Raw genomic sequence first — 12,490 nt, forward strand, 5'->3', positions numbered from 1 at the left:
TAAGGCAATATATCTCCCCAAGGACCATCAATCTGCAGTACGACGCGCGGCCAAGCGCCTGGCCTGCGTCGCAGCAACATCGGCGGTGGTGATGGTGCCGTCCTGGTCGTCGTCCTGCTCGGTGAAGGCACGCGTGCCAGAGGCAGCGTATTCGGCCTGGGTCATCTTCGTGTCGTGATCGCGATCGAGGACGCCGAAGCGGACGTGAGCCTGGCGCATCTGGCGCTGGCGTTCCTCCGTCTTCTTCTCTTCGTCCAGGTGCGATGTCGCGAGCTGCTGCTCCAACCGCGCCTGATACTCGCCGACGTATTCCTCCTGCGACAGCGAGCCGTCTTGATTGGCATCGGTCGCCCGGAAGCGCGCGACGCGCCCGGCATCGAACTCGGCGTGGGTGACCTTGCCGTCGTGGTCGCCATCATAGTCGTGGATGAACGCGGCGCCGTCGTGCGGCGCGGCCCAGGCAGGTCCGGACAGAGCGAGGGCGAAAAGGGCGGCAAGGGATAGCTGCAGTTTCATGATCCGTATCCTCAAAAAGATGGATGTGCGCCGCTCAGGCGGCGTCGAAGGCGAGCGTGTAAGTATAGCTGCGGTACGGCGTCTGCGAGCCGGCCGGCGCGGTGCCGCGGTGACGCACCAGGATCAGGTAGGTGCCCGCGTCATCGGGCTTGAGGGTGAACCGGCCATCCGCCCCGCTGCTCACCTGCCCGGCGATCTTGCGCCCGTCATAGACACCGGCGCTGCGGAACAGGGTGATCTGCGTCGCGGGCAGCGGCTTGCCGTCGAATAGCAGGACGAACTGGGCACCGCTTCCCGCGACGATTGCGTTGGGGTGAGTGATCGCCTGGATCTCCAGCCCCGTGCCTGTGGGCTTGAGCGCGCCGACGCTGGGTTGGCCGCGCGTCACGTAGGCGTCCGCCAGGGTCATGCTCTGCACGTCGACCATGGTGGCACCGGCGGGGGCCTCGGCACCTTCGCCGCGCATCGCCCACGTATCCCCTTGCCGGAACAACTTGCCGATCCGCCCGGCGCGCTGCCCGCTGGTGACGCGGTAGGTGCCGTCCTGCGGCAACGCCGCCTCGAACACCGTCAGATCGCGCAGATGGGTGACCGGTTGTGTTGGTAACGCGTCTCCGGCGGGGCCGACCAGATGGAACGGCGCGTCGCGCATCGCGACTTCGGGCACGAAGGCATCTTCGGCAAATGACGATTGCACCGTCGTGTGGTCACCTTTGCCGACGTCGAACTGCGTGGGCAGCACATAGGGCATGTGCGCCTGCGCAGATGGCGCGGCGGCCATCGCCAGGATCAGGACAGCGGATCGAAATATGGACTTCATGGTACCCCCTTATCGCCTGTCATCTAAAGCTATTGCGACTCACTTGCAATAATTAATCGAGGTGGTAGGTCGGCGTCGTTCGGCGCCTCAGCGTCGGCGATGATGGGCCGACAGGGGGGCCGGACGATGATCAAGACCAAACAGACGCTGCTGCTAGGCTCCGCGCTTTTCCTCTCGCCCGCAATGGCATTGGCGCAAGAGGTTACGGAGGACGACAAGCCCGAGACGACACACATGACGCTGGACCGGCTGGTCGTCTCCGCCGGCACCGAGAAGGTCGCGATCGACACGCCGCAGGCGGTCAGCACCCTCGACCAGGAGGACATCGACCAGACCCAGGCGACCACGATCGGCGACCTGCTGGAAGGCATGCCCGGGGTCAACGTGCAGGGCGGTGTCGGTCAGTTGGGCCAGGGGTTCAACATCCGCGGCCTGGGCACCGCGATCGGCGACAGCGACAACCGCGTGCTCATCACCGTCGACGGCATCACCAAGTTCTACGAGCAGTACCGCATGGGCGCGTTCTTCAGCGAGCCCGAGCTTTACAAGCGGGTGGAAGTGCTGCGCGGCCCCGCCTCCTCGACCCTCTATGGCGCCGGCGCACTGGCGGGCGTCATCAACTTCACCACCAAGGACGCCTCGGATTTTCTAAGTGACGGCGATCCGATCGCGGTGCGCCTGAAAGCCGCCACCGAAACCAATGCCCAGGCGCATACCCTGTCCGGGATCGTCGCGGTGGAGCTGGTCGAGGGTGTCGAGCTGCTCGGTAGCTACAACTACCGCCGCAGCGACGACTACAAGAGCGGCAATGGCGATACGGTGCCCGCATCCGCCACCCTGTCCGACAACTGGCTGGTCAAGGGCCGGGTGACTCTCGGCGGCAATCGCAAGCATGCGATCTGGGCTAGCTACCAGGACTGGATCAGCGACGCTCCGCAAGTCTACGATCAGGTTTCCGCCGCGACCGGCGCGTCGCTGATGCGACGCCGCGTTCACGACAAGACTGCCGTAATGGGCTACGTCAACGACTTCGACGGCAGCAAGGTCCTCAACGTCGAGGCGCAGGCGGGCTATTCGCTATCCGACGTCCACCAGACCGAGACGACATTCCTGGGCCCGCTCGCCTACTCCAATTTTTCGTACGAGAGCTGGCAAGCGAAAGTGCAGAACACCAGCGAGTTCGACATGGGCGGCGACTGGAAGACCTTCCTGATCGTCGGCGGCCAGTGGAGCAAGCAGAAGCGGCGCAACCCGCGCGTCTCGCTCACCGGCGTGGTCACGCCGGGCGCGGGCACCCATCCCGAAGGCGACATGAGCCGCTACGGCCTGTTCGGCCAGCTCGAGATCGTCTGGTCCGACAAGCTGACGATCATGCCCGGCATCCGCGTGGACTGGACCGATCTGCAGCCCGGCGCCACCGTGGTCGGCGGCACCGTGTTGAGCGACAACGTGAAGGACAGCGCCGTCTCGCCCAAGCTGGCCGCGCTCTACAACGTCACCCCCTGGTTCGGGCTGTTCGGTTCGCTCGCGCGCACCGTCCGCATGCCCAACATCGACGAAGTGTTCACACGCAGCGTCACGCGTCCAAACAATCCGAACCTGCGGCCGGAGAAGTCCGACAACTACGAGGTCGGCTTCACCCTGTCGTTCGACGACACGCTGGGCCGGGGCGACCGCTTCCGCGCCAAGACAACGCTGTTCCAGAACGACGTCAAGGACCTGATCGTCAACGTCGCGGCCGCCCCCGGAACGCCGTACTTCCAGAACGTCAATCGCTCGCGCTTCAAGGGCCTGGAGGTCGAGGCCGAGTACGGCATCGGCGGCCTGTTCGCACGCGGCAACCTCTCCTTCATCGAGGGCAAGGACCGATTGACGGGCGCCTATCTCAACACGATCCCGGCGAACGACTATCGCCTGACCTTGGGATACGCCGACGCGCGCACCGGGCTGACCGGCGGCTGGACCGGCGAGTTCGCCGAGCGGCAGGACAAGGTCACGCCCAGCGCCTTCGCCTCGGCGGGATCGGGCCTGCCCACCGGCGGGTACAGCGTCCACAATCTGTTCCTGACCTTCCGACCGCTGGCTGGTTCGGCGAAAGGCTTCGAGTTCCGGATCGCGGCGGACAACGTGTTCGACAAGCAGTTCCGCCGCCACCTGTCGTCGCTGGCGGCCGAGGGGCGCAGCATCAAGTTCACCGTCGCGAACACGTTCTGACGCGATGGCGCGGACGGCACCTTCCCTTCGCATCTGCGGACCGGCGGCGGCATCGCTGCTGGTCAACGGATTGATCGTTGCGGCGCTGCTCGGGCTGCAGATGCGGCGCACGGACGAGCGACCCAAGGCGCCCAACGTGACCACGGTCTCGTTCGCAATGTCCAAAGGTCAGGATCACGGCGAGGAGGATGCACCGGCCCAAGCCTCTCCTGCGATCACCAGTCCACCACCTCCGTCCCCGCCAGATGAACCGATGCTACAAACGGCCCCCGCCGTCGTGCCGCCCGCCCTGCCGATCGTTGCGCGATTGCCAGCCCCAGCCGCGTCGATCAGCGTTCCCGCTCCGACGATCACCCCAGCATCGCCGGCAGCACCGCATAGATCGCCTACCGGTTCCACGTCATCGACGTCATTCTCGGCGAATTTGACTGCGGCGAGGCGAGGCGTCGTAGATGGATTGAACGTCAAGGCGCCATCTGGCAACGGCCGCAGCTATGCCGCCGCGGTCCGCTCCTGGCTGTACGCCCACAAGGTCTACCCTCGTCGTGCGCGCATGCGGCGCGAGGAAGGCCTGGTGCAGGTCCGCTTCGTCCTCAACCGCGAAGGCGTGCTGCTGGAAGGCGCGGTGACGGGTCGGTCCGGCAATGCCGTGTTGGACGAAGAGGCCGAGGCGATGTTACGCCGCTCCTCGCCCTACCCCCGAGCACCCGCCGATTTGCCCGGTGATCGGATCGAATTCAATGCACCTATCGCCTTTACCTTGCCCTCATGAGCAGCCGGCTCATTGTTCTCGACACAATGTCTTTGCCGACCTGCCGTAGGCAAGCCACAGCTGACGGATCGTCGATAGCTGGAGTGCCAATGGTGGCAGGTCGAAGCTGGCGTCCGTTGGCACGAGATCAGGCGCCATCATGGAAATGAACAAAGGGCCGCTTTCGGGTCCGGCATCGTGGCCTGCAGATGACTACGATGAAGGCGACAGGCGCCCTTCCCTGCCCCTCCTGTGCCGCAGAGGCATGGGGTAGCAAACGCCGTTGATGTTGCCTTTGAGCAAAACCCATCGGGCTCTTAGCCGTGAGGTCACCAGCAGAACCTTAACACGATTGGCCGCTGCTTCGCCTCGGTAAGGAATAGCCGCCGAACACCTTGCAACGGCTGCTTGCCTCAGGAAAGTGAGGCGCCACCGATACTTAAAGTCGCATCCTGACGGTAATGCCATAGGTCTGTGGATCGCCCAGCGTGCCGGTGATCGACCCTGTCGTACCCGCCGACAGGCTCTGGTAGTACAGCGAATCCGCGATGTTGCGGGCCCATACCTGGACATCCAGAAGGCCGTCCAGCGTGCGCAAGCCGGCGCGCGCATTGACGAGCGCGTAGCTCGGGATCAGCGAATAGCGAGACAGGTTCGCGGTGGTGTAGAAGTTCGACCGGTAGCTGTAGTCGGCCCCGAAGTAGAGCTCACTGTCGCGCCCGAAGACCGAACCCACGCCGGCATGGGCCTCACCGCCGGTCGAGGCCGCCCACTTCGAAACACCGGGCAGGCGCTGGCCACTCAAGTCGCAGGTCGTCTGGCCGATGATCTCGATGGGACATGGCGAGTTGCGATAGCTGACGTACTTGGCGTCGGTGTAGGCGCCCGACGCATAGAGCGAGAGCCACGGTGCCGGATTGGCGCGCAAGTCGCCTTCGAGGCCGCGTGTCCGCACCGCGCCGACATTGGTGAAGAACGACTGGTTGTTGCGGTCCACATCGACCACCGTCGTCTGGTAATCGCTGTCGTCGGTCCAGAAGGCGGCGAGGTTGGCGGTCAGCTTGTTGTCCAACCAGGCGGTCTTTACGCCCAGCTCGTAGCTGTCGATCGTCTCGGGCTTGATCACCGGGTCGGCGGCAAACGGGCCGGTGGTGGTGATGTTGGCGAGATTTAGCCCGCCGAACTTGTGGCCGCGCCCATACGTCGCATAGACCAGCGCGTCCGGCGTCACCTTCCACGACAATGTCGCCGAGCCTGAAAGCCGGCCTTCGCGGGTGCGCGCGGTGTACGCATTGGCGATGCCATAGCGGGCACGGATCGTGTTGGCGGCGGCGAGCTGCGCCGGGTTCAACCCGGCGAGGCTGGCGCCGGTGGCGGACTGGTCGAAGAAGCCGGACTTGGTCTCGTAGGTGTAGCGCAGGCCGCCGGTGAAATCGACAGTCGGCGTGAGATGCCAGATCGCCTGGCCGAACGCGGCGTAGCTGTTGGTCACCGGCTTGGAGAGGCCGATGATGGTGTAGCCGTTCAACGCGGCGGCGGCGGCGGTCTGGTCGACGGTGGGCGCGACGAACCAGGCGGCAGCCTGGCGGCCGTAGGCGTTCACCGCCTCAGCATCGATCGACTGCCACAGGTAGTAGAGCCCGGCGACGTAATCGATCTTGCGCGGCCCTTCGGAGGCGATGCGCAGTTCCTGGCTGAATTGGCGCTGTTCGTTGCTCTGATGAAAGTCGGTGCCGGCATCCAGGCTGGTGGCGTCACCATCGTTGTGCGGATACCAGTTCCACGCCCGATATGCTGTGACGGAGGTCAGGGTGTTGCCAGGAATCGTCAGGTCGGCAATCGCGGCGACGCCCCACTGGTTCATCTTGTAGCGCGGGTTGGCGTTGACATCGACGAGCCGCGCATCTGGGGCGATCGGGGTCGGCTGGTAGCCGAGCCGGGCGGAGCGGTCGTTGTAGTTGTTGGCGAAATTAGTGCCGTTATCATACTGCCGGATCACCCCGGTAAGCACGGCCGCCGCCGTCTTCGAGCGCTGGCGGCCATAGTCCCCGATCACGCGCAGCTTGAAGTCGGGGGTAGGCGTGAACAGCAGCTGCCCGCGCACGCCCAGGTCGTGGTAATCCTGCGTGTCCCAGCCATCGAAGCGGTTGGTCATGTAACCATCGCGATCGGTCTTCGAGACGTAGAGGCGCGCGGCCAACACGTCATCGACCAGAGCACCGCTGGCGTAGGCATGCAGCTGCCGAAAGCCGTAGTTGCCGAAGGTGATGTCGCCGCCGGCCTCGGGATCGAAGGTAGGCGACTTGGTGGTGACGACCACGGCGCCGGCCGAGGTGTTCTTGCCGAACAGCGTGCCCTGGGGCCCGCGCAACACTTCGATCCGCTCTACGTCCGAAAGGTCGAACACCGCCTGCCCTGGCCGAGCAAGATAGACCTGGTCGACATAGACGCCCACGGCCGGCTCCAGGCCGTCGTTGTAGACGGACACGTTGTTGCCTAAACCGCGAATGTTGATGCTGGTATTGCGCGGATTGGTGTTGGTAACGACCAGGCTGGGCGTCAGCTGCTGCAGGTCGCGCAAGTTGTAGGTCCGGGTGGCCGCGAGCTGTTCGCCGCCAAAGGCGTTCGCCGCCACGGGCACGTCCTGGATGCGCTCGTTGCGCCGGCGCGCGGTCACGATGATGTCGTTGCCGCCGGTGCCGCCATCCGCCTCCGGAGGCGCTGCTTCGGTGTCCGCAGCGGCATCGGCGGCAAAGGCGGGCATCGCGCTCAAGGCCGTGGTCGAAAAGAGCGCAAAAGCTGCGACGCGCGAAAGCTTGACCATCATTATCCCCGTAGAACAGCGGAGTAGCGCCTTGCGGCTGCGCTCCGCTAAATATCAACCCGCTGGGTAGAGTATCTCATCCCCACCGCAAGAAAGATTGTCTACATGGGGTATAGAGAAAGCTTTGTGGGAGTGTAGCTTGCCGCTCGCTAGCCTTGCGTCTTTCACCATCTGACGAACGGAACATATCCGCCGTGATCCGCAGCGCCCTAACTCGCAAAGCCGCCATTCTTGCCGCCGCTCTGATGAGCACCCTCTTGACGCAACCGGCGGTCGCGCAGCAGAGCCCCGCTGTCGCCCCGGCACCGGCGGGTGCGGCACAACAGTCCAGCCGGCCCAACTTCCTGGTGATCGTCGCCGACGATCTGGGCTGGTCGGATCTTGGCGCGTTCGGCGGGGAGATCGACACGCCCAATCTCGACGCGCTGGCCACCAGGGGCGTGCGCTTCACCGGCTTTCACACGGCCCCGACTTGTTCGCCCACGCGCTCGATGTTGCTGAGCGGGGTGGACAATCACGAAGCGGGTATCGGCACGATGGTGGAATCGCGTCCGGTGTCGCTGGCAAATCGCCCGGGCTACGAAGGCTATCTCAATGACCGGGTCGCCTCGGTCGCGGAACTGCTGCAGCAAGGTGGCTATCGCACGTTCATGTCCGGCAAGTGGCATCTGGGCCTGACGGCCGAGCGTGGCCCTGCGGCCCGGGGCTTCGATCGTTCTTTCGCACTGCTTCAGGGGCTGGGCAACCACTTCGGCGCGGATCAGGACGGACCGTGGAAGAAGGCAAAGGCCAATGCGACCTATCGTGAGGACGGCAAGTTCGTCCGCTTTCCGCAGGGTCGTTTTTCGGCAGACTACTTCGCCGAGCGGATGATCGGCTTTCTCGACGCGGCGCCGGCGGACCGGCCGTTCTTCGCCTACATGGCCTTCAGCACGCCGCACTGGCCGATGCAGGCGCCACCGGAGACCATTGCGAAGTACAAGGGTCGCTACGATGGCGGATACGAAGCGCTACGCGCGGAGCGGCTGGCGCGGCAGAAGAAGCTCGGCCTGATCCCGCTCGATCAGCACCCGCACACGCTGGACAAGGTGAAACCCTGGGCCAGCCTGTCGGCGGACGAGAAAGCGATCGAAGCACGCAAGATGGAAGTCTACGCCGCGATGGTCGACCAGATGGACCAGAACGTCGGCCGTATCGTCGACGAACTAAAACGCCGAGGCACGTACGACAATACCGTGATCATCTTCCTCTCGGATAACGGGCCCGAGGGCAACGAGATCGATGCGCCGTTCCAGGTGCGTGGCATTCCTGGCGGCGCCAAGAAGCTGGGGATCGACAACAGCCTCGCCAACATCGGCAAGGCGACATCGTATGTCGGTTATGGAGCGGGCTGGGCGCAGGCGAACAGTTCGCCATCGTGGCTGGTCAAGGGCTATCCGACCGAGGGCGGCACTCGCGTCACGGCCTTCGCCGCTGGCAAGGGTATCGCTGGAGACCGGATCTCGCGCGGGTACATAACGGTGACGGACATCGCGCCGACGCTGCTGTCGCTTGCGGGTATCAGCCAACCGCAGACTTACAAGGGCCGTGAAATCCTGCCGTTCGAGGGCAAGAGCCTGGTGCCAGTGCTGTCAGGTCAGGCATCCGAGGTCCATAGCCCGGCAGAGCCGATCGGCACCGAGCTGTTCTACCGCCGGGCGCTGCGCAAGGGTGATTGGAAGGCGGTGTACCTGCCCAAGAGCGATGCGACTTACCCGCGTGACGGTGTCGGCGAAGGCAAGTGGCAGTTGTTCAATCTTGCTACGGATCCGGCGGAGACGAGCGACCTGGCGCAAACCGAACCCGGCAAGCTGGCCGAACTCGTGGCCGACTGGGACCGTTATGCGGCGGTCAAGGGCGTCGCTCTCCCGAAGCCCGAGCAGACGCGGTAATTGGGGACTGGGCATTGGCGGGTAGAGCTGGCTCAGCGTTCAGTCTGGATCGCTGGTGCCATCGTTCGCAATAGCGTTCAGATGATACAGGCTTTGCTCGTTGCCGGCTGGGACCAGGATCGCCTCGCGAAGATCCCACGCATCGCTGTTCCGATTGCCGGTCTTCACCGGGCGTCTGCGTGATCATGAAAGAGGGCCCCGAGCCGAAGCGCTTCGAAAGAAGGCGCCAAGTCCTCGTCATGCACGCAATGGCTTTTGGCCACGTTGAATGATGCAGATGGTCCGACCGCGCCAAAAGTACGGGACCATCACCCATCCGAAAGAATACGCTACAGCGAAACCTGATCCTCTCTCGGCACAATGGCTCGCAGCTGCAAAACCCGATATCGAACGGCTACGCTCCGGCTTGATCGCGGTGGAGAGCCGATCTGCCGGGTTCTGCCGATCGCCCCATCCACTTACCACGAACGTGTGGCACAGCGCCGCGATCCATCGCGTCTGCCACCACGTACCCAGCACGACGAGGCGATGAAGCCCGAGGTCGGGCGCGTGTTCGACGCCAACTTCAAGGTCTACGGCGGGCGCAAGGTGTGCCGGCAGATGCAGCGGGAGGGCTTCGACATTGCCAGCTGCACGGTGGAAAGGCTGATGCGCGAGCTGGGCTTGCAGGGCGTGATCCTGGGCAAGCCGATGAAGACGACGGTCAGTGACAAGGCCGCGCCGTGCCCGCTATATCCTGGGCTGGCGGGTGAGCAGGACGGCGCATGCCAGCTTCGTGCTGGATGCCCTGGATCAAGCAATCCATGATCGGCGACCGGTGCATCGTGGTGGCCTGATCCATCATAGCGATCGCGGCAGCCAGTATGTCTCGACCAAGTATACCGAGCGACTTGCCGAAGCCGGCATCGAGCCATCGATGGGCAGTTTCGGCGACAGCTACGACGATGCCTTGGCGGAGATGATCAATGGCCTTTACAAGGCCGAGGTGATCCACCGGCGAGGTCCGTGGCGATCCTTTGAAGCCGTTGAATACGCCACGCTCGAATGGATGGACCGGTCAACAATCGCCGACCCCTCGCGCCCATCGGCAACATCCCGCCCCATAAGCCAAGGAACGCTACTACGCCATGCTGAACGACACTCCCATGCCTGCATAATTTAAGCCGAATGGCCTCCGACAATCCCGGGGCGGTTCACAGGCATTTGTGCGCTCAGATCCGAAAGCCACTGGTTGACGTCGGCTTCTGGCGGGAGCTGCCGTTGAGACCGCGCAGCGCAAAAGGCTGCAAGGCCCTAGGCCACGACTTTCGCAGCTATGTCTGAGCCCACATGAACGAAGTTCCGTTTTGGGGATCGCCGTGGAGGCCGCTGATGGCCGAAATGAGGGCGGTAGACGAATTCAGGTCTGTCGATACAATGCATTCATAGACACGATCCGATCGGGGATCGTGGAAGCTACCAGTGCGGAACGGCGTCTCAGGATGAGGAAGCTCTCGCGGGCTGGTCCGAAAAGGAATGTGAGATGCGCGCACTTCTACGTTCCATCGGAATCGTCGGCATGGCTGTATTCGCTATAGGGGCTGCACCACCTGGCAAGCCGCGCTACGTCGCCATGGGTAGCTCCTATGCCGCCGGCATTAGCATTGGACCGCAAGTCCCTGAATCACCCAAGCGTTGTGGGCGCACCGTCAATAATTACCCGCACCTTCTTGCCCAGCATGCTCAACTCAATCTCGTCGACGTCACTTGCAGCGGCGCGACGACCGAGCACATCCTGACGAACTGGAATGAACTGCCAGCGCAGATCGATGCCGTCGGCGCGAACACCCGCCTCGTAACCGTGACGATCGGCGGCAATGACGTGAATTATGTGCGTGACCTGATGCGCGCCGTTTGCGCAGGGAGCGGTGCAGAGGCGATCTCTGCCAGCTGCCCGCCGGCGATCGCGACGACCGAAGCGAGTTGGGCCGTGCTGGAAGCCAACATGCGCCTGATCGCAAGGGAAGTGCGCAAACGTGCGCCGACGAGCCGACTGGTATTCGTCGAATACCTCCGCGTCATACCAGAAGACCGGACCTGCGCCAGCTTGCCGCTGGATGCGCCGCAGCTGGCGCAGGGCCGAGCCACGATACGGCGGCTTGCCGCTTTGACGGCGAGAGTGGCAAAACAGGAAGGCGCATACCTGCTACCCGCCAATACCCTCTCGAAAGGGCACGAGACATGCTCGAGAAAGCCCTGGGCGCAAGGATATCCGGCGACGGAGGTCGGGTGGCATCCCACCGCTGCGGGCCACGCGGCTGTCGCCAGTGCGCTGGCCAAGCTGATCAAGGGCTGGCGACTGTGATCACCCTGCTCTAAGCGACTAGCTCCCAGTCAGGCTGGCGGTGGACTCGCGCACGATCAGCTCAAACGGCAATACCTTGTTGATCGCATGGCCATCGGCCCCGACTTCACCGGCGCGTCCCTCGATCAGCAAGGCGGTGGCCTCCTCGGCCATCTCGATCACGGGCTGTCGCACGGTCGTGAGGTTTGGCCAGGCGACCGAGCTGTAAACGGAATCATCGAAGCCAGCAATTGACAGATCACCCGGCACATCGAGACGATGCCGATGGGCTTGGGCCAGCGCCCCAAGCGCCGTCTCGTCGTTGGCGCCGAAGATCGCGGTGGGTCGTTCTTCGAGAGACAGCAGCGTCTCGGTCGCCTCAAAGCCCGAGCGAAAGGTGAACTCACCAGGCTGCACGTATTCGGGACGCCACGCGATCTCGCTCGACGACAGGGCGCGGCGATAGCCATCCTCGCGTTGCTGCGACGCTGCGTGGGTCGGATCACCCCCGATGAAGCCGACCCGGCGATGGCCGAGGGCAACCAGATGCATCGTCATCTCGAACGCCGCACGCTCGTCGTCCATGTGCACGAAGGCGGAGCGGAAGGCGTCGTCTTGCGGGGATATGCGGACGTAGGGGATCTTCGATCGGTCGACGACGGCCAGGGCGCGCGGGCTGTCGCTGATCGGCGGAACCAGGATGAGGCCATCGACACGGATGTGCTGCAGCATCCGCGTGAGGATGATATCCTCGCGATCCTCGTCGCCGACCGGCTCGGGGACGATCTGGTAGCCCGACTTGCGCGCCCGCTCGATCGCCCCGCGCAGAATCTTGCCCTGATAGTCCGACACCGGGTTCTTGTAGAGCAGCGCGATCAGGTATGACTTGGAGCCAGGCAGGCTGCGCGCCGCAGGATTGGGCCGGTAACCGAGTTCCTCGATCGCGAGCCTGACCGTCTCGCGCAACTGCTCGCGCACGTTGGGTTCCTGGTTGATGACGCGCGAGACGGTCTTGATCGACACGCCGGCGCGTTGCGCAACATCGACGATCGTGACTGACTTCAACGCGCGAATTCCTGGCACATGAGACTTGTTTGATCGTGCCCACGGA

At 64.0% G+C, this 12,490-nt stretch carries 8 protein-coding genes and 1 pseudogene; 5 read left to right on the forward strand and 4 right to left on the reverse strand.

Features of this window, described 5'->3' with window-relative positions:
• Positions 1-27: 27 nt before the first annotated feature.
• Together ACXJ1Z_RS00685 and ACXJ1Z_RS00690 are read right to left on the reverse strand one after the other, a co-directional pair.
• Complete coding sequence (locus tag ACXJ1Z_RS00685; RefSeq protein WP_463778800.1) at positions 28-516, reverse strand: EF-hand domain-containing protein; 489 nt, start codon at positions 514-516, stop codon at positions 28-30.
• A gap of 34 nt (positions 517-550) precedes the next feature.
• Positions 551-1,336: a DUF4198 domain-containing protein gene (locus tag ACXJ1Z_RS00690; protein WP_463778802.1), complete on the reverse strand. Its 786-nt coding sequence runs from the start codon at positions 1,334-1,336 to the stop codon at positions 551-553.
• A gap of 126 nt (positions 1,337-1,462) precedes the next feature.
• Between ACXJ1Z_RS00690 and ACXJ1Z_RS00695 the strand changes: the two genes are divergently transcribed.
• Positions 1,463-3,550: a TonB-dependent receptor domain-containing protein gene (locus ACXJ1Z_RS00695; RefSeq protein WP_463778803.1), complete on the forward strand. Its 2,088-nt coding sequence runs from the start codon at positions 1,463-1,465 to the stop codon at positions 3,548-3,550.
• A gap of 4 nt (positions 3,551-3,554) precedes the next feature.
• Positions 3,555-4,322 carry an energy transducer TonB gene (locus ACXJ1Z_RS00700; protein WP_463778805.1) on the forward strand — a complete coding sequence of 256 codons (768 nt, stop codon included), beginning with the start codon at positions 3,555-3,557 and terminating at the stop codon, positions 4,320-4,322.
• A gap of 418 nt (positions 4,323-4,740) precedes the next feature.
• Here ACXJ1Z_RS00700 and ACXJ1Z_RS00705 read toward each other — a convergent pair whose 3' ends face one another.
• Positions 4,741-7,065, reverse strand: coding sequence for a TonB-dependent receptor (locus tag ACXJ1Z_RS00705; protein WP_463781132.1), 2,325 nt, complete (start codon positions 7,063-7,065; stop codon positions 4,741-4,743).
• A 305-nt stretch (positions 7,066-7,370) separates the two neighbouring features.
• Here ACXJ1Z_RS00705 and ACXJ1Z_RS00710 point away from each other — a divergent pair, with 305 nt between their 5' ends.
• The 3 genes and pseudogenes from ACXJ1Z_RS00710 to ACXJ1Z_RS00720 all read left to right on the forward strand — a co-directional run bounded on the left by ACXJ1Z_RS00710 (position 7,371) and on the right by ACXJ1Z_RS00720 (position 11,400).
• The gene (locus tag ACXJ1Z_RS00710) at positions 7,371-9,056 is read left to right on the forward strand and encodes an arylsulfatase (protein WP_463778806.1); all 1,686 of its coding nucleotides are present in this window, start codon (positions 7,371-7,373) and stop codon (positions 9,054-9,056) included.
• A 414-nt stretch (positions 9,057-9,470) separates the two neighbouring features.
• Positions 9,471-10,213, forward strand: a pseudogene (locus ACXJ1Z_RS00715) (DDE-type integrase/transposase/recombinase); the annotation flags it as partial.
• Between the two features lie 365 nt (positions 10,214-10,578).
• On the forward strand, positions 10,579-11,400 hold the full coding sequence (locus ACXJ1Z_RS00720; RefSeq protein ID WP_463778808.1) for an SGNH/GDSL hydrolase family protein: 822 nt from the start codon (positions 10,579-10,581) through the stop codon (positions 11,398-11,400).
• Between the two features lie 18 nt (positions 11,401-11,418).
• Here the strand turns inward: ACXJ1Z_RS00720 and ACXJ1Z_RS00725 are convergent, their stop codons facing one another.
• On the reverse strand, positions 11,419-12,444 hold the full coding sequence (locus ACXJ1Z_RS00725) for a LacI family DNA-binding transcriptional regulator (protein ID WP_463778810.1): 1,026 nt from the start codon (positions 12,442-12,444) through the stop codon (positions 11,419-11,421).
• Positions 12,445-12,490 lie beyond the last annotated feature (46 nt).

The sequence above is a fragment of the Novosphingobium sp. TK46 genome (assembly GCF_055361525.1).